Annotated in this window: 17 protein-coding genes; 16 read left to right on the plus strand and 1 reads right to left on the minus strand. The window is 26.0% G+C overall.

The features are described from left to right. Positions 1 to 166 precede the first annotated feature (166 nt). Positions 167 to 1,324: a DUF6348 family protein gene (locus KYD98_RS12855; RefSeq protein WP_219780451.1), complete on the plus strand. Its 1,158-nt coding sequence runs from the start codon at positions 167 to 169 to the stop codon at positions 1,322 to 1,324. Between the two features lie 319 nt (positions 1,325 to 1,643). Further along, a complete protein-coding gene (locus tag KYD98_RS12860) occupies positions 1,644 to 2,066 on the plus strand; it encodes a hypothetical protein (protein WP_219780452.1) in 423 nt (140 codons plus the stop codon). 460 nt (positions 2,067 to 2,526) lie between these two features. Here the strand turns inward: KYD98_RS12860 and KYD98_RS12865 are convergent, their stop codons facing one another. Next, a complete protein-coding gene (locus tag KYD98_RS12865; RefSeq protein ID WP_219780453.1) occupies positions 2,527 to 3,492 on the minus strand; it encodes a patatin-like phospholipase family protein in 966 nt (321 codons plus the stop codon). Between the two features lie 383 nt (positions 3,493 to 3,875). Between KYD98_RS12865 and KYD98_RS12870 the strand changes: the two genes are divergently transcribed. From KYD98_RS12870 to KYD98_RS12935, 14 genes are all read left to right on the plus strand, one after another. Continuing rightward, positions 3,876 to 4,595: a 4'-phosphopantetheinyl transferase family protein gene (locus KYD98_RS12870; protein ID WP_219780454.1), complete on the plus strand. Its 720-nt coding sequence runs from the start codon at positions 3,876 to 3,878 to the stop codon at positions 4,593 to 4,595. A gap of 291 nt (positions 4,596 to 4,886) precedes the next feature. Continuing rightward, positions 4,887 to 6,557 carry a clostripain gene (gene cloSI / locus KYD98_RS12875; RefSeq protein ID WP_258049806.1) on the plus strand — a complete coding sequence of 557 codons (1,671 nt, stop codon included), beginning with the start codon at positions 4,887 to 4,889 and terminating at the stop codon, positions 6,555 to 6,557. A 119-nt stretch (positions 6,558 to 6,676) separates the two neighbouring features. Then, on the plus strand, positions 6,677 to 6,829 hold the full coding sequence (locus KYD98_RS12880; protein WP_219780455.1) for a hypothetical protein: 153 nt from the start codon (positions 6,677 to 6,679) through the stop codon (positions 6,827 to 6,829). Positions 6,830 to 6,902: 73 nt separating this feature from the next. Continuing rightward, positions 6,903 to 7,832, plus strand: coding sequence for an NTP transferase domain-containing protein (locus KYD98_RS12885; RefSeq protein ID WP_219780456.1), 930 nt, complete (start codon positions 6,903 to 6,905; stop codon positions 7,830 to 7,832). Between the two features lie 116 nt (positions 7,833 to 7,948). After that, a complete protein-coding gene (gene xdh / locus KYD98_RS12890) occupies positions 7,949 to 10,516 on the plus strand; it encodes a selenium-dependent xanthine dehydrogenase (protein WP_219780457.1) in 2,568 nt (855 codons plus the stop codon). A gap of 134 nt (positions 10,517 to 10,650) precedes the next feature. Further along, a complete protein-coding gene (locus KYD98_RS12895; RefSeq protein WP_219780458.1) occupies positions 10,651 to 11,262 on the plus strand; it encodes a nucleotidyltransferase family protein in 612 nt (203 codons plus the stop codon). A gap of 625 nt (positions 11,263 to 11,887) precedes the next feature. Next, a complete protein-coding gene (locus KYD98_RS12900) occupies positions 11,888 to 12,139 on the plus strand; it encodes an ankyrin repeat domain-containing protein (RefSeq protein WP_219780459.1) in 252 nt (83 codons plus the stop codon). 667 nt (positions 12,140 to 12,806) lie between these two features. Next, positions 12,807 to 13,745: an Rpn family recombination-promoting nuclease/putative transposase gene (locus tag KYD98_RS12905; protein ID WP_219780460.1), complete on the plus strand. Its 939-nt coding sequence runs from the start codon at positions 12,807 to 12,809 to the stop codon at positions 13,743 to 13,745. Positions 13,746 to 14,121: 376 nt separating this feature from the next. Next, entirely contained in the window at positions 14,122 to 15,129 is a 1,008-nt protein-coding gene (locus KYD98_RS12910; RefSeq protein ID WP_219780461.1) for a YdcF family protein, read from the plus strand. A gap of 206 nt (positions 15,130 to 15,335) precedes the next feature. After that, positions 15,336 to 16,007 (plus strand): response regulator transcription factor, encoded by a 672-nt coding sequence (locus KYD98_RS12915; RefSeq protein ID WP_219780462.1) that lies wholly within the window; start codon positions 15,336 to 15,338, stop codon positions 16,005 to 16,007. Beyond that, positions 15,995 to 17,101, plus strand: coding sequence for a sensor histidine kinase (locus KYD98_RS12920; protein WP_219780463.1), 1,107 nt, complete (start codon positions 15,995 to 15,997; stop codon positions 17,099 to 17,101). Before KYD98_RS12915 ends, KYD98_RS12920 begins: the two co-directional genes overlap by 13 nt. A 96-nt stretch (positions 17,102 to 17,197) precedes the next feature. After that, entirely contained in the window at positions 17,198 to 18,616 is a 1,419-nt protein-coding gene (locus tag KYD98_RS12925; RefSeq protein WP_219780464.1) for an ABC transporter permease, read from the plus strand. A 4-nt stretch (positions 18,617 to 18,620) separates the two neighbouring features. Beyond that, positions 18,621 to 19,298, plus strand: a complete 678-nt coding sequence (locus KYD98_RS12930) for an ABC transporter ATP-binding protein (protein ID WP_219780465.1) — start codon at positions 18,621 to 18,623, stop codon at positions 19,296 to 19,298. A 33-nt stretch (positions 19,299 to 19,331) separates the two neighbouring features. Continuing rightward, positions 19,332 to 19,715 carry a hypothetical protein gene (locus KYD98_RS12935; RefSeq protein WP_219780466.1) on the plus strand — a complete coding sequence of 128 codons (384 nt, stop codon included), beginning with the start codon at positions 19,332 to 19,334 and terminating at the stop codon, positions 19,713 to 19,715. Positions 19,716 to 19,852: the final 137 nt, after the last annotated feature.

The following is a 19,852-nucleotide window of genomic DNA, read 5'->3' on the forward strand; positions in this document are numbered from 1 at the left end:
ATGTAAATCTAAATAATTGTAAAAAATAATATATAAATCTATTTTTTGAATAAATATAAAGTAATGTAAAAATAATCCGATAGTAAAGTGTGTTATTTTTGTTATTTAATTTTTAAATGAAAAGTAAAATAACAAAAAAGTTAATAACAGAAGGGAAAATAAATATATGGGTATATTTAACAAAATATTTAATAGAAGTAACAAAAGCTTAGTAGAAAAGTTAACTAATGATGAAAAGGTTCTCGAAGTGCTAAATAGAACAATAGAAGATAGTGAAATAGATAATGGAAGTCTACATATTAAAGATATAGATTTAACAATAGGAGCACATGTGGCACAGGTAAATAAGGGATTTATTCAAGTTATATTTATACTTAAACATAAGATTTTTGATGAAGATTTTATTGAATCTGTAGCTGGAATTGGAAATGATATTAATACTGCGATTGAATATGCAGTAGCTAGTTTTTCTTTATCATCATTATGTGGATTAACGCATGCATTAAAAGATGAAGATGGAGAGAAAGTAAAAATAAAATATTGTGATAAGATAAATGAATTTAAACTTTACAAAAGTTGCTTAACAGCTCAAGGCACAAGAGTGGCAGGTGAGTGTATAGATTACTGGGATCTTTTGGGGTATGAAATAAAAAAACGTTTAGGGAATAAAAAGGTTTATTATATAAAGATATATGCATCTAAAACAGGAGAGTCAATTAATTGTGAATGTAGAATAAATGGAAAAGTTAATATTTATATAAATGAAATTATCAATAAACATATTAATGAATGGAAAATTCAGGATACACTATATTCTGAAAAACAGTTTTTTGTTTTAATTCAAGTGGACAGTACATATACACCATATAAGTTTACTCAACAACAAATTAGCAACATAACTATGAAAGCATTGGATTTATATAAAAAATGTGATTCACAAGAAAGATATGAAAATTTATATATTCAAATTTTTAATTTCTGTAATGATATTACATTAGCTAATGATTTATTCTGTTTTATACCAGAGATTTTTTGTGAACTCTTATTTCCAGAAGTAAAATATTCAGAGAAAATTATACTACTTAGGGAACATGAAAAGATTGAATTATTTAAAGAGCAGCTTATGTCTTATTATATGATATATAATCTTATTCAAAGAACTATAAAAAATTCATATTATGAAAAAGATGAGTTAATGAATATAGTTTCTAAAAGTGCATCTTTTAATGTGATTAATCAGGCTTTAAATAATGGAAGTGAAATGAAAGATTTATGTATGAATGCTTTATCATTTAATGTTGTAAATGAGTATAAGATTTTTTAGTTAGTAGATAAAAATTCTGAACAAGTGTTAGTAATTGATTAGTCTTATAAAAATTTAGGGTATACTTCAGATATTCAAGATTTATTTTTTGGAACTTTCACTGTAATGGATGAAAAGCAGAAGTAGCAGTAGCAGATTTATATCCATTACTAGTATCAAATGCTCCTAAACCAACTCTAGTAGGGGGAACATGTAGCAATACTATGAGTGCTTATGGATTAAAAAATAAAACTTCGTATGTATGCAGTTAAAATATATACTATATTTTAATGTTATGATATAATGATTTTACCAAACACATACATGCGAGGTGAAAAAAATGGATAAATCAAATGAAATGTTTGAACTTATGACTAGAATTTATGCAGAAGTTCAAGGAATAAAATCAGATGTTAATGATATCAAGATTGAGCAGAATAATACTAATAAAAGATTAGATAGTCTTGAGAATAAAGTAGATAATCTTGAGAATAAAGTGGATAGCCTTGAAAGCAAAGTAGATAGTATTGAAAGTAAGGTAGATAATCTTGAAAATAAAGTAGATAGTGGTTTTGAAGAAGTAAATATTAGATTTGATAAAATGTCTACTGAAATTGGTAACATGGTTACAAATGAAATTGCAGATGAGTTATCTAATAAATTAAAAGAAATAAAAACTGATGTTAGATTTGTAAAAAGAAAAGTTCAAGATACTGAAGAAGATGTTTTTGTTATTCAAGATCAGTTGAAAATTATAAAATAAAAAAGCTATATTTAAGTTATTAATTCAGAGTCTGTTTAGTTTAGACTCTTATTTTTTTATTATAAAAATATTAAATAAATTAAGAAAACTGCATATTAAAGAAATTGATTTATAAAATGAGAAAAGAACCTATATAAATAAACTGTTTTTACAAGTGTTTATTATATAGGTTCAATTTTATAATGCTATAGTAGCATTTTTATAAGAGTTTAAATAATTAGGCTATGTTTTAAAACAGTGTTGATATTTTAGTATAATAGCGAACTGGCATTGGAATTTGCTTTTTAGAACTCTTAATAAAGATTTGTACAATTAATTGCTTGTCAGTAATCTTTGATTGGGAGCATGCATTAATTGGACTAAGCTTTATTTTAGAGTTATTAAAGTAAATTCCCCTGTCCATGAGCGTTATACTACAATATCAACATTCACTTAAAACACAGCTAATAATTAAAATGTATTAAGCTTCTTTATATATACTATAAGCTTGTACATATTTATTAAAATCCCATTCTTTTAAAAATTTTTCTGTACTATCATATCCAGATTGATATAATGCTAAGCTTCTTTCTTTAGATATATCAAATTCAGTTGTGCCTACTCCAAGAGTTGGGATATCTATTACTCTAACTAAGTCTTTATCTCTAATATATCTATCTTCACTTTTGTGACTAAAAATACAAGTATTAACTAAATCATATGAATAGTATAAGAAGTTTGTTTTTCCTTGAGCGGTATAACTTAACTCTTGTTCATCAAGGTTAAAACCAAAGGTAGGGTATTCAGGCTTTTCCTCTGAGTCAAATATCCATATAGGGAAATTAGATAATATACCACCGTCTACAATAAAGCTTGTTCCTTTATTAGTTTGTAATTCTACTGGTTTGAAGAAAAAAGGAATACTCATGCTCATTCTTACTGCTTTTGATATTTCAAATTCCATAGGATCTATTCCGTATTTTGGAAGATCATCAGGGAAAATTAACATAGAGCCTTTTGTTATATCAGCAGCAATTAATTTAAGTTTAGATTTCCCGTTTACAAATACATCTTTAAATTTTGTTTTTGATTTTGCTTTAAGTAGATTGTTCATCCATTTTTCAAAATAATCACCACTATAAAACCCTTTATCATTAAATAAATTATACATATGAGAAGCTTTTTCTAAAATATTACCTGAGCTAAGAATAGATATATTTTTATCCAAAAAGTTGTTGTAATCTGTATTAATCATAATTTCTTTTATTTCTTTAGCTGTGTATCCTACTGCTAAAAGTGCTGATGTTATAGCTCCAGCTGATGTTCCAGCACATCTTTCTATTGAATAACCTTCTTCTTCAAGTTTCATTAGAGCTCCAACAAAGCCTATTCCCTTAACGCCACCTCCTTCAAATACTGCATTAAATTTTTTTGTTTGATTTTTCATAGTTATCATCCTTCCTTATAAACTAAATTTGTTTTGAAGATTAATTTAAATGGATTTTTTAACCTTCTGTATACTAAAAGGAAAGTGTGTTAAGAAATGTAAACTTAACTTATGAAAAATTTATAAAGAAGTTTTAGTATTCTTTGTTAGAAAATAAAAAGAGTATTTTGAAGAGTAATTTTATTTTTAAATTTTGGATTTAGAGTAAATGAGTTATATAATATAAAAATAGAAGAGATTAGAGATGAGAGTTTAGTTATTAAAATAAAATGTTAGAAGTACAGAATAGTATATAATTAAAGTAGTAACTATTTTATAATGAGTGTAAATATATATTACAAAAATATTAAAGAAAATAATGATTATTGAGGTAAGAGAATAATATGAAAGTTAGCATTTTAAAAATATCTGATTTTTCTGAGGTAGATATAAATAAAATAAAGCAATATATCTCTGAAGAAAAAAGAAGAAAAGTTGATAAATTTTTCAAAAGAGAAGATAAATTAAGAGGAATATATGGTGAATTATTAATTAGAAAGATAATTATTGATAAATTAAAAATTAATAATAAAGATATAAAGTTTCAAATGAATAAATATGGAAAACTGTATTTAAAGGATATAGAAAATTTATATTTCAATATATCTCATTCTGAAGAATATGTTGTATGTTGTTTAGATAATAAACCAGTTGGTATAGATATTGAAATGATTAAACCTATTGAAATTAAGGAAATAGTAGAAAACTTTTTTACTATTTCAGAACAAAACTATATTCTTGGAAAAAATACTTTAACAACATCAAAAGAAATTACTAATAAATTTTATGAAATTTGGACACTTAAAGAAAGTTTTATAAAATGTGTTGGTAAAGGATTATATATTCCGTTAAATGAATTTAATATTTATTTTGATAAAAAAGGTGAAATAAATATAGATACTAAAAAAACTGAAAATAAATATTTTTTTAAACAAATTACAATAGATAAAGCATATAAAACTAGTATATGTTCACAAGGAAGTATTAAAATAAACGAACTTAATTATATTATGCCCAAACAGTTGATTAATGAGTTCTATTACAAATATGGTAACTTTGAATAATAAAATTATTATAAAAAAGAGCTTTGTTTAGATAATAGAAGTAATAAAGAATACTAATGATAAAATTTATCCCCCGATTTATAATTAAAAAAATGTTATCTATATAATATAAAAAATATAAAAAAAGCGAAAATATTATAAAATATTTAATAAAATATAAATTTAAACGTTTTTTTAAGTTGTTTTCTAGAAATTCATAGAAAATATCATTTTTTTATTTTTATAAAAAATGATATTATGATTTTAATAACATATTTTACAAAAACAAGAAAATATAAAGGGGGCTTATGAATGAATAAAAAATTAAAAATGTTAACTTCTATGATGTTATTGGGGAGCATGTTGTTAACGTCAATACCTGTATATGCAGATACAGTAACAAATGAAAAAGCAAATGAAACAAAACAAGAAAATGTAAATCAAACAAGCAAGAATATTATCCAAGCTAGAGTTTCAGAAAATATTAATGACATTATTAATATGGATACTACTACTAAATCAGCAGTGCAATATGAAGAAGAAGTTAAGGATGAAAATGATGGCAAAAAATTAACTATTATGTTTTATTGTGATGCAGATAATAATTTAGAACCTAATTTATTATTAGATCTTCAGGAAATGAAAGAAGGATATATTGATAATCCAAATTTAAATTTAATAGCTTTAGTTGATAGAAATGAAGGCTATTCTGATGATTCAAGTGTATTAGGAGAAGATTTTTCTGATACAAGAATGTATAAAATCGAAAGAAATAAAACTATTAGAATTGATGGTGGGGATGAATTCCCTGAAATAACTAAAACAAGTAATTATGAAGCAAATATGGGTGATGCAAATACTTTAAAGAAATTTATAGATTCTTGTAAAGACCAATATCCTGCTGATAAATACGCACTTATTGTATCTAATCATGGTGGTGGAGCAAGAGAGGGTAAGACAGAAGAAGTTAAAAACCCTAAAGCAATATGTTGGGATGAAACAGATGATAATGATTGCTTATATACTGCTGAAATATCTGACACCTTGACTGAAGATGAATCTGTAGATGTATTAGCTTATGATGCATGTTTAATGGGAACAGCAGAAGTTGCTTATCAATATAGACCTGGAAATGGTAGCTTTTCTGCAGATGTTATGGTTGCATCAGCACCTGTAGTTTGGGGATATGGATTTGATTATAAAAGAATATTTAGTCGTCTTAAATCTGGTGGTGGAGATAATGGAAGAAGAGACTTAACTTTAGGAGGAAGAGAGAAATATTTTGATCCTTCAAAAGTTACAAATCTTGAACTAGGAGCAATAATGGTTGAAGCACAAAGGGATTCTGTTCAACGAGCTAATGTTAATAACCAAGCTTTAAGTTGCTTTGATTTAAGTAAAATAGAAAATGTAAAAGATTCAGTAGATGAACTTTCTAGAGCTTTATGGAAAGAAAATAAAAAATATGATATTGAAAATCTTAGAGGAAAAAATAGAAGAGTAAATTTAATTAATTATTTTAACCAAAATAGTAGTGCTGAATGGATGGCTTATCCATATTTTGATTTATATGATTTAAGTCAAAATATAGCTAAAAGCTATAATTTTAGTGACAATATTAAGACTTTAGCTAAAAAAGTAATGAAAAATGTAGATAATACTATAGTATATTCATATGCTGGAAGTAAATTTAAAGGTTTTACTGAAGGTAAAAATGGAATGAGTATTTTCTTACCAGATGGAAATAAAATATATACTGATCAATTTTCATATATGAGTTTTCCTTGTTGGCAAGGTCAAAGTTGGTATAACTCAATAGATACAACTATTATTAAAGATAATTATTTATATGGTAAATTAAGCTGGTGCAAAGATGGACAAACTCCTGAAATCAATGATGTTGGAAATTGGTTTGAACTTTTAGATTGCTGGTTTGATACTTCAAATGATGAAACTGGTGGAGTAAACCGATATCAATGGTAAAAATAAAAAAGAGATTTTCTCATAAATAATTTTAAATTTAGGCTATGTTTTAAAACATAGCCTAAAATAATTTATATGATAATATTTATACAATAAAAAAGATTGATTGGAGAGATTTTATGAATGATATAGAAAACAAAATTAAAGGTGCTTATAAAGAATCAAAAAATATTTATGATAATCTTTTAACTAAGAGTCGGTTGAAAACTATGGAAATAATGTATAAAATTAATATAAAATCTAATGTATTGGAATTAAGCATAATAAGTTAGATTTAAAATGAAATAGTTAAAGATTAGTTTACGAGTAAGATAAGACTATTTAGGTAGAGTGAGAGGTATAAATATGGGAAAAAAAGATAAGAAAGTAACAGGTGGAATAATTGTTGCAGCTGGAAAATCATCGGAAGGAAGTAGTACTAATCCATTATTAAAAATTGGTTCTATCACTATAATCAAAAGGATTGTTTTAACTCTCCAGAAAGCCTCAGTTTCACCAATTGTGATAATTACAGGATATAAAGCTGATGAAATTGAACGTGATTTAGTTAATTATGGGGTTATATTTTTGAAAAATAATGAGTATGAAAATTCAAAAAAATTTGAGTCTGCAAAGATAGGGTTAGATTTTTTACAGAATAAATGTGATCAAGTAATATTTACTCCTGTAAGTATTCCAATGTTTACAACAGAAACTCTTCAAATTATGATAGAACGTAACAAAGCCTTGGTTTCTCCATCATATCATGGTAAATCTGGACATCCACTTTTAATAGCGTCTGAATTAATTCCTAAAATTTTAGAATATGACGGAAATATGGGGATGAGAGGAGCTATTAAGAATACTGGAGTTAAAAGAGAATGGATAAATGTAGATGATGAAGGTATTATTTATGATACAGATTATGTTGATCAATTAGATGAACTTTTAATAAAGCATAATCAACGTATATTACATCCTTTTGTTAAAATTAGTATAGAAAAAGAAGCTTCATTTTTTGATTCTAGAGCAAAATTACTTTTAATTTTGATTCATGATATGAATTCTGTACGAGGTGCATGTAGGCATATGGCATTGTCTTATAGTAAGGCATGGAACATTTTAAATCAGCTAGAAGGAGAGCTTGGTTATTCAGTTGTTGAAAGGAAGCATGGAGGGAGTAAAGGAGGAAAAACCTATTTAACAAAAGAAGGTTTAGAATTTTTAAAGAAATATCAACAGTTTGAACAAAATGTGAGGCAGTATGCAAAAAAAGAATTTGAAAGATTATTTTAAAATTTTAGAAATTTATATAAACAAGTTCTTTTCACAAAGAATTTGAAGGAAAAAATCCTCCGTTTTATAATAATTATAAGATAATTTGTTAAATTATTCTAAATGGGAGGGTATTTATGTTTAAATTAAATGTTAATGGTAAAGATGTAGTTTCTGATATAGACAAGTCACTACTATCTTTTTTAAGAGAGGATTTGAGAATTACTTCTGCAAAAGATGGTTGTAGTGAAGGTGCATGTGGGACATGTACTGTATTAGTTGATGGAAAAAAAGTAAAAGCTTGTATACAAAAAGTATCAAAATTTGAGGGGAAAAAGATTTTAACTGTAGAAGGATTAAGTCCTAGAGAAAAAGAGGTTTATGAACATTGCTTTGCAGAAGCAGGAGCAGTTCAATGTGGTTTCTGTATTCCGGGAATGGTGATTTGTGCAAAAGCTTTATTAGATGTTAATCTTAATCCAACAAGAGTAGATGTAAAGAAAGCAATTAATGGTAACATTTGTCGTTGTACAGGATATAAGAAAATTGAAGAAGCAATTTTAATGGCAGCAGAATATTTTAGAAATAATATTCAAATTACACCTAATCCAACTGAATTAAAGATGGCACAAAGATTTAAACGTGTTGATGCAGCTGAAAAAGTAAATGGAACAGGTATGTTTGTAGATGATATTGAATTGCCAGGAATGATTTATGCAAAAGCAGTCCATTCTAAATATCCAAGAGCTATTATAAATAAAATTGATATAAGTAAAGCAGAAGATCATCCAGATTGTGTTAAAATTTTATTAGCAAAGGATGTTCCAAACAAACGTATTGGACATATAAAACAAGATTGGGATGTAATGCTTGCTGAAGGTGAAATAACTAGATATGTAGGAGATGCATTAGCATTAGTAGCAACTTATCATAAAGATAAACTTGAAGAAGTTTGCGCACTTATTGAAGTCGATTACACAGAACTTGAGCCAGTTACTTCTCCAACGGATGCTTTAAGATCAGATGCACCTTTAATTCATGAAGATGGAAATATTATGAGCCGTGCTATGCTTCAACGTGGTAATGCAGCTGAGGCAATCAAAAATTCTAAATATGTGGTAACAAGAAAGTATCAAACACCATGTCAAGAACATGGATTTATGGAACCAGAATGTGCAATTGCAATGCCTGAAGGAGAAGATGGTCTTTTGTTATATACTAGTTCACAATCTGTATATGATGAACAACGTGAAATTTCAACTATGCTTCAAATTCCAATGGAAAAAGTACATTCTCATTCTCAACTTGTTGGAGGAGGATTTGGTGGAAAAGAAGATATGAGCGTTCAACATCATGCGGCATTAATGGCATGGTATACTAAAAAACCAGTAAAAGTAAAATTCTCAAGACAAGAAAGCTTAAATTATCATACTAAACGTCATCCAATGGGAATAGAAATGACAACTGCTTGTGATGAAAACGGTTATTTAACTGCTATGAAAGCTGTTATTATTGCTGACACTGGTGCATATGCATCTCTTGGGGGACCAGTACTAGAAAGAGCATGTACTCACGCAGGTGGACCATACAATTATCAAAATATGGATATACTTGGAATGTCAGTTTATACTAATAATGTTGTTAGTGGAGCTTTTAGAGGTTTTGGAGCAGCACAAAGTTGTTTTGCTACTGAAAGTAATATTAATCTATTAGCAGAAATGGTAGGTATTTCACCATGGGAAATTCGTTATCGTAATGCAATTCGTCCAGGTCAAGTATTACCAAATGGTCAGATAGCTGATGAAAGTGTTGCTATTGTAGAATGCTTGGAAGCAGTTAAAGATGTATATGAATCAAATCCATATGCAGGTATTGCTATAGGATGGAAAAACAGTGGAACTGGTGTAGGACATAAGGATATTGGACGTTGTATTTTATCTATTGAAGATGGCAAAGTGCATATTAGAACTTCAGCAGCTTGTATGGGGCAAGGAATAGCACAAATGTGTACTACTGTGTTATGTGAAACAACTGGTTTAGATCCAGCTCTTACTATACATGAAAGACCAGATACTGTTCGTACACCAAATTCAGGAACTAGTACAGCTTCAAGACAAACTGTAGTAACAGGTGAGGCTGTAAGAAGAGTATCTGAAAAATTGAAAGCAGAACTAGATAAAGGATTAACATTAGAAGACTTAGAAGGTAGAGAATTTTTTGGAGAGTATTCTGCAAAGACAGATCCAATGGGAGCTATAAAAGATAATCCGATTAGTCATGTGAGTTATAGTTATGGTGCTCAAGTTGTAGTTCTTAATGAAGAAGGAAAAGTTGTAAAAGTAGTCGCTGGATTTGATGTTGGAACACCAGTTAATATTCAATCTGTTGAAGGACAAATTGAAGGTGGTATGGTTATGGGATTAGGTTATGCTTTGACAGAAGAATTTAAAGTTGAAGGAGGATATCCTAAGACAAAATTAGGTACATTGGGACTTATAAGAGCAAATGATGCTCCAGAACTTGAAGTTATTCTTGTACAAGCTAAAGGAAAAATCCCTGAAACTTATGGAGCAAAAGGTTGTGGAGAATTATGTTTAATTCCAACAGCACCTGCTTGTGCACATGCTTATTATAGATTAGATGGTAAATTCCGTACTCATTTTCCATTAAGAGACACATTTTATAAAAAGTCAAAAAATAAATAATAAATATGTTTTACAATAATAAGTGTTCAATAAATCTAATAGCAATTTATTCTTGTGTTGAATAATTTAGACTTGAAGCATATATATATTATAATCATTGTAAGACTATATTTTAATGAAAGTGAGATAGTTGAATGAATATAAATGGAGTAATATTGGCTGCAGGATTATCTAGTCGTATGAAAGAGTTTAAACCTCTTATGAAATTGAGAGGAAAAACTATTATTGAAAATAGTATTGATAGTATGTTTAATGTTGGTGTAAATAAGGTGGTTTTAGTATTGGGACATAGAGCTAAAGAAGTTGAAGCTTTGCTTTATAATAAATATGATCCTTTAAGATTAATATTTGTAAAAAATAAAAACTATGCAGAAACTGACATGCTAACATCTATTAAAATTGGAATATCAGAATTAGATAATTGTGATGCATTTTATCTTCTTCCAGGGGATATGCCAGCCATTAATACTAAAACTTTTATTGCAGTAAAAGAAAATATGTGCAGAACTCATGCAATGGTTTCTTTCCCTACTATTGATGGATATAAAAAGCATCCACCTTTGATTTCATCAAAATGTATAGATTATATACTTAACTTTAATGAACAAGGTGGTCTTAGAGAAATATGGAAACAACTTCAAGATCAGATAGCAACAGTTCCTGTTAAAGATATTGGATGTACATTAGATGCAGACACAACTGAAGATTACAATAGGTTAGTAAACTATATGGAAGGTTATAATTAATTTTAAACTATTTGTTTTATGGGGTAAAAGTGTTAATTTATAAAGAGATGATAACATAAAAAAGTAATTTTATATAAAAAATAAGGTGAAATTTAAGATGCTAATATAGAATTTTATTTTAATTACCAAAATTCTCAACAATACTTTTAATGTAAGTATTGTTGGGGATTTTTTAATTTATGAGATAAATAGACTATATTTTTTCATTTTATTTTAGGCTATGTTTTAAAATAAATTCCTCTGTCCGTGAGCTTTATACTATAATATCAACATTTAGTTAAAACATAGCATTGTTTTAATAAGAATAGTAATGGTAAATGATATTAATATGGAAATTTGTATATAATAAATCAAGAAAAATATAAAAAGATTTATAGAAACATATTATAATTAATTTATAATATATAAGCTCCAAGAAAGTTTGTTCATTAATATAGATATTAAATTTATAAATAGTATTATTCACCAGTATAGAGAGGAATTTATATAAAAAATTTATGATATATATGCTTCTAACTAGATATTATTAATTAAACATATAATTTTCTATATAAATAATATAAAATATTATAAATGTAATAACTTAATTAGAATATATATATTAAATATTAGGAGGAAATTTTCAATGAAAATTTGTGATATTTTATTTGGTTCAAGGCCAAAAACTATTTCAATGATAATAGAAGAGGGGAATTTGGAGGAACTTAAAGCTTTTATAGAAAATGGAGGCAATGTTAATGAAAAATGTGATGATAAAAGCCTACTTAATTTTGCCATAGATAATTGTGAAAATAATTATTTTGAAGTAATAGAATTTTTAGTTAATAATGGTGCAGATATAAATAGTCATCAAAGTTATTTTAAATTATGCAGATAAAGACTAGAATTCTTTAGGTTTTCTAGTCTTTATTTATGGTGAAATATAGATATTAAAAAATTAAAACATATAGAGAATATAAATAAAAATCTTCAAAATAAAAGATGTAATAATATTATATAAAAAGGTAAAGAAATGACTTTTTAGAAATAGCTAAAAGAAACAACAGTGTTTAGTTTATAAATAGTTTAGGTTCAATTAAAGTTTTAATTGAAAAAATGTTAGATAATTATACAAAAGGTGATGCATCTTATTTATTAGATATTAAACAATGTGTTGAAATTACATTCATGGTTTGCTTCAATGTTTTTGATTTAAACTTAAGTTTATTAAAGAATATTAAATATACAGTAAAACAATTTAAACATGATTTTAGTGAAATATAAAAGAAAGATATAAGCATAAAGTAGAGTCTATGTAATTAGGCTCTTATTTTTTATAATTAAATATTATTTTTATGGTAAAATTTTAATAAAGAAAGTATATTGTTATATACTAAAGAGAGTTTTAAAATCATTAAGTAAAGAATTAAAATTATCAAAAGATAATATGAACTTTAGTTTAAAATACTGTATATAATAGTATTTATAAATTTAAAGTGATAATATATAATATATATAAGGAAATAATACAAATGATAATGATAAATAAGAAGGGCGTGAATAGCTTGATTAAAAAGCATGATTTTGATGCAGCATGGAAATCAATATTAGAAGCCTTTGAAATAGAAATAGTAGAGTTACTTTTTCCAGAGATATTTGATAATATTGCTTGGGAACTTGGAACTGAAAGTTTAGATAAGGAATTACAAGAAATTCAAAAGGATATTTTTGATAAAGATAGTGCGGAAAAAATAATATCAGATAAGATAATAAAGGTTAGATTAAAAGACAAAGGAAGCAAAATACTTTTTATTCATGTAGAAGTACAAAGTTATAGTAGTGATGAAGCTGTATTTGGCGAAAGAATGTTTAGGTATTTTTATAGAATTTGGGATAAGTTTAGATATAAATACAAAGACAAATCTGAAATAGTTGCAGCAGCAATATACACTTATAAAGGTGAACGAGGAAAAGATAAAAAGTATGTATATAAATTGCCGGAATTAGAGAATGAAATATTAACTTATAATTTTAAAACAATAGATGTAGAAAAGTTAAGCTTAGAAAATATAAGTGAAGATAATCCATTAAAATTAGTATTTAAAATGGCAAAAAGTTTATTAGAAACCAAACAAGAAGATGAAGATATTTATGAAGCAAAAATAAAATTAGCAGAAGAATTAGTAAATTACGATAAGGTGAAAAATAATGAGCAAATAAAAGCCTTAGTAGATTTTCTAGAGTATTTATTTTTAATCCAAAGTTCTGAAATAGAAAAGAAATATGATGATTATAAAAAGAAAAAAGGAGGGGCATTTAAAATGACTGTTGATGAAATAAGAAGAAGACATTATACACAAAAAGGTGAAAAAAATAAGGCTTTACAAATAGCAAAAAATTTATTAGATATTTTAGATAATAAAACAATAGCTGCAAAAACCGGATTAACAGAAGAAGAAGTAGATGCTCTTAGAAAAGAAGGAAATAATACAAATGATAATTGAGGAAGTTGTGAAATTTAGAATATAAATATAGTTATTATAATATGTGAATGAGAAAGAAACTATTAGTTTATAAATAAAAATAATCAGGGAGCTTAATTAATTTTAAGCTCTTATTTTTTTGCTCTACAACTGGTTATAAAAATATATATTGTGAGATTCTTAATTTTAAGTAGTTACATAAAATATGGTTAAATTAATGTATTAATAATAAAGTATAACAAAAGAAATAATTTAAATTAAAATAAATATAGCTTTTTAACATAATTTTATATACATTAAGGATGATCAAGGTATGATTAAGGTACTATTTTTATGAATATGTAGTTTTAATTTGGAAAAAATAAATAAAAAAATATATACTGGAAGGATAAATGAGATGAATCAAATATTTTTAATTAGTATATTTTTATTAATATTAGGTGGAATATTATTTTTTGTAGAAAAGAGAAATTTCTATACAGGACTAATTTTAACAAGTGGAATATTGGAGTTGATTATTTATATAGTAGATATAATATCTGTCAAAAGTGATATTGCAAGATTATTTATTTTAATGTTTGTATATGGAATAGTTCCATTAATAATTATATTCAGTGGATTTTGGCTTATTTTTAATGGCAAGGTAATGAGAAGTAAAGAGGGGAGAAAGTTAGCAAATCAACTATCATTAATAATTGGTTTAGATATTTTAATTATTTGTTCTTTAAGCGTAATAGCAATTTATTATGATAATATGAATTCTTATTTATATATAGCAATCATAGAAATTATACTTATTTCTGCTTATTTGGGATTTTTATTTGTAAGTTATTTAGCTTATTCTTATATTTATCAAAAGTTATCTTTGAAAGGAGACTTAGATTATATAATTGTATTAGGATCTGGATTAATAGGTGATAGAGTACCGCCTTTATTAAAATCAAGACTGGATAAATCTATAGAAATTTATAAAAAACAAAAAGAAAAAGGAAACAATACAAAAATAATAGTATCTGGAGGACAAGGTGCAGATGAATTGATATCAGAAGCAAGTGCAATGGGAAATTATTTAATGTCACAAAATATAAACAAAAATGATATCATTTTAGAAGATAAATCAAGAACTACTTATGAAAATATGAAATTCTCTAAGTTAATTATGGATAAATCTAATAAGTATAGATGTATTTTTGTTACTAATAATTATCATGTGTTTAGAGCGTCAATTTTTGCAAGAAAAGCTGGAGTAAAGGCACATGGAGTAGGTGCACCAACAGCATTTTACTTTTTACCAAGTGCCTTGATAAGAGAATTTATAGCTATTTTAGTTATATATAAATGGTTAAATATTATTGTTTTAATATTTCTTTTATCTCTAGGAGTTATTTCTTTATTAAACTTTTAAAAATAATATAATTACAATAAAATTTGCTATATTAAAAGAGATGCTAATATTAAAATAATGTAGCATCTCTTTTGATATTAACTTTTAATAAACATTAGTTTTGGTAAAATATAGAGTACATTATTTATATCTGTTCTACGTATAAAATAAGTAAATTATGCAAGTGTATAAGTAAGTAAATAAAATATTAAAGGGAGTGTTTAATTATGAGACTGTTAATTATAGAAGATAATATAGAACTAGCAAATTCAATGAAAAAGGGATTAGAAAAAATTAATTTTCAAGTAGATATTTCAAATACTGGGGAAGATGGAGAAGATAAGGCAACTGTTAATGAATATGATGTAATTCTTTTAGATTTAAATCTTCCTGATATTGATGGAATAGAGGTATTAAAATACTTAAGAGAAAAAGCTATAAGCACCCCAATAATTATAATAACAGCAAGAGATGAAGTTTCAGACCTTGCTATAGGATTAGATAATGGGGCAGATGATTATATCACTAAGCCATTTAAATTATTAGAGGTTAGAGCAAGAATTCATGCAGTAATAAGAAGATTTCATGGACGTACAAATCCAATTATAAACATTGGAAAGCTAGAACTTAACCCAATTAATAGAACTGTTAATATAAATGGAAATGAAGTGGCCCTTGCAATTAAAGAGTTTGATATTTTAGAGTATATATGCTATAAATATCCAGCAGTTGTATCGAGTGAAGAAATTGTTGAACATATATATGATGAAAATTTTGATCCATTTTCATCAGTATTAAGAGTACATATATCCAGATTAAAAAATAAAGTAAATAGTGCCTATGGAAAAGAGGTTTTAATTAATGTTAGAGGAAAGGGTTACTTATTATGTGTAGAGTAAATTTAAAAAGTGGAGTGGTTATAATAATCTACTCGTTATTACTATCATTAGTTATAGGACTTGGAATGTATAGTATAAAGGGATCATTTAATAATTTAGAAGGTAAGGTAAATCAAAATAATGTTAAGGTAATTATGTTTAAGAATGATGTAAATAATCAAGATGATTCTATTTATGGTTCATTAAATGAAAATGAATTTCCACCACAAAATTTTAATAAGGTAGTTAGAATTGATGAAATTGGAAAAGTGTATTTAAATAGTGGATTTAAAGATATACTTATTATGGTTATCTTATTTTTTACGATTTTTATAATAGCATCTTTTTTATTATGGGTAACTTTAAACAAAATACATAATAAAGAAATTGAGAATATTGTTAAAAAACTTAATACCATTGATGATGATTTTAATCCTTATTTAGTAAGTAAATCCTTTGGTATAGCTTATGAAAATATAAAAGAAAAATTTAAACAAAATTTAGAGGATTATAAAAAGTTAAATTCCTATTTATCTCACGAACAAAAAAATGCAATTGCAATATTAAGAACAAATCTAGAAGTAGATGAAAACAAGAAATATATTAAATTATTAGATAACATTACTAATAGCATAGACGATATATTAACTTTAAGTGATTTAAAATCAGGTGATGAGATGGTTTTAGTAGATGTATCTTTAGTATGTGCAAATATATGTGATACTTACAGAAAAGCATATAAAAATATTGAGTTTGACTTTGATGATAATACCACTATATTAGCAAAAGAAAGGTGGATATATCGTGCTGTAAGTAATTTAATTGATAATGCAGTTAAATATGGTGGAGATAACCCAATAAAAGTATCTGTAAAAAATAGATATAATAGCGTAGTTATTGAGGTTAAAGATAATGGTATTGGCATGGATAAAAATTTCATAGAAAAAATATTTAACAACAAATATAGAATTAATGATTTAAACAAAGATGGATATGGCATTGGATTAAGCTTAGTATCTCATGTGTGTGATTTATGTAATGGAGTAGTATTAGTTGATAGTGAGATAAATAAAGGTTCTTGTTTTTATTTATCCTTTTCTGAATATAAAGGTTAATATACTTCTTTAAAGGTTAGAGATCATATTAACATTAAGTTAACAGTAGATTTATTATAATTTACTTGTAATAAGATTTAGGAAGGGAGAATTTATATGTATATTTTAAAAAACTCAATAAAGAATTTGACAAGAAATAAAGGGCGAAATTTCTTGTTAGGTATTATAACTATAGCGATACTTTCATGTACAGCTATTTCAGTTATAATCAACACAGCTTCTAATCAGATAATACAGGATTATAAAAATAAATTTGGCTCAGAAGTATTTATTCAGCAAAATGAAAAGAAAATGCAAGAAAAAATGCAAAAAGGTGATATGTCAGGTTTAAGTGACGGAATTTCAAATGATATCAAAGAAAAACTTGCTGATTCTGAATATCTTAAGGAAACAGTATTTAGTTCTAGTTTTATTGGTTATAACGATAAGATTAAAGCATTAGATCAAGATGAAGCTGAAAAAAGAAACAAAGAAAATGGTAATGCAGTTGGTATGAACGTAATAGGAGGAAGTGGCAGATCAGAAAATGCTAAAACTGGTTACTTAAACATTTTGGGTGGACTTAATAAAGCAGGTAGAGAAGAGTTTAATAATAGCACAAGAAAAATTACTGATGGAAAAATGCCAGAAAAAGATGGCGAAGCTATGATAAGTGAAGATTTTGCAAAATTAAATAATTTAAAGGTTGGAGATAAGTTAAGCATAAAAAATCCTGATGATCCAGATAATTTTGAGGCATTAGAATTAACAGTTTCAGGAATATATTATGATGGGGCAAAATCTGACAATATGGGGATTAAACATCCTATATTAAATAGAAGAAATGAAATCATTACAACATATGATACTTTAAAAACATACAATAACAAAGTAAAAAAGGATAAAGATTTAATTAACATTGATGCACAATACTTTCTAAAGAATCCAGATTTATTAGAGGATTTTAATAAGGAGGCACATAAAAAAGGATTAAATGATTTATTCGATGTACAAACAGATTCTACAACTTATAATAATATTGTTAAACCTATAGAAGGATTAAAAAAGGTATCTAATATATTTATGTTTTTAGTTTTAGGATTTGGTGGTAGTATATTAATCTTAATTTCAATATTAGGTATTCGTGAAAGAAAATATGAAATTGGAGTACTTAGAGCTATGGGAATGAAAAAAGGTAAAGTAGCTTTAGGATTAATTTTTGAAACATTATTTATGATAGGAATCTCATTAATTGTAGGTATAGGCATAGGTAGTTTATCAGCTCAACCTATTTCTAACATGCTTCTTCAAGGTCAATTAGATGCTCAAAAAGAAGGTGCTTCAACAATGATGACTATAGCTATGGGTGCGACAAATTCAGCACCACCAATTGATAAGTTAGATGTATATTTAAGTAGCGAAGCTATTTTAGGAATTGCTTTAATAGCTCTATTACTTGGAATAATATCTGTCAGTATAGGAATTTTATACATAAATAGATATGAACCAAGAAAAATACTAACAGAAAGGAATTAAGAATATGAGTTTATTAAGTTTGAAAGATGTAGGTTATAGATATGAAGGTACCAAAAAATATATTTTTAATAATATAAATATAGATTTTGAACCTGGGAAGGTTTATGGAATAATAGGAAAATCAGGAGCAGGAAAAAGTACATTACTTTCTGTAATTTCAGGTCTTGATACCTGTTCAGTTGGAAAAGTTTTATATAAGGATAAAAGTTTAAGAAAAGTTGATAGAGATGATTATAGAGCAAAAGATATTGGGGTTATATTTCAAGGATATAATTTATTATTAAACGCTACTGCAAAAGAGAATATTTTACTATCAATGAACATAAGTGGAGTTAAAGAAAAAAATGAAACAAAGTTTGTTTATAATTTATTAAAAGATGTTGGAATTGATGAAGATAAAGCAAATAGAAAGGTTTTAAAGTTATCAGGAGGAGAGCAACAACGTATAGGAATAGCTAGAGCTCTTGCAAATAATCCAGATATAATAATTGCAGATGAACCAACAGGAAATTTAGATGGTGATACTGAAGATAAGATAATGAAAATATTAGTATCATTAGCTCATGAACATAATAAATGTGTTATTATTGTAACCCATTCAAAAAAAGTATGTACTTATCTTGATGAGATATGGGGATTAAAAGGAGGAAATTTATTATTCATAAAAAATGAAAATAAGTAAAGGACAATTAAATAAATATGGGAGGGAATATTAATGAAAGCAAAAATTGAACGAACTTTTAGAGTTACAACTATATTAAATATAAGTGCAATAATTATGGGGATATTTGCAGTATTTAATACTTATGCAGGATATAAACATATTAAAGATTTAGTTTTAAAAGGATTTCAGATTAAAAGCCAATTAACAGAGGTGATTAATTATTACATTGCTTCAATATCTCCATATATTTTTTATGGATTAGCTTTATTTGCATTATCAGTTGTGATAAGGCAAAACATTGATAAAAGTGATTACAGTGATAAAATAGAGGAGAATAAACATATGGCATATTTTTCAGAGTCAGAAGAAAAATTAGAGAAAGAAGATGATGACTTGGTGGATGATTTAATAAGAGAATTAGATGAAGTAGTTTAAAAGTTTATTTTGAGATATATAAGTGTAGATATAAATCATTAATTAAATGGTTTAATATCTGCACTTATTTTTTTATCCTTTAGGAATTTATATATTTTAAAATTTGAGTATAATTTTTAGAATATCTTATTTTATAG

Origin of the sequence: Clostridium weizhouense (genome assembly GCF_019431045.1) — a bacterium.
In the GTDB taxonomy this organism is placed as follows: domain Bacteria; phylum Bacillota; class Clostridia; order Clostridiales; family Clostridiaceae; genus Clostridium; species Clostridium weizhouense.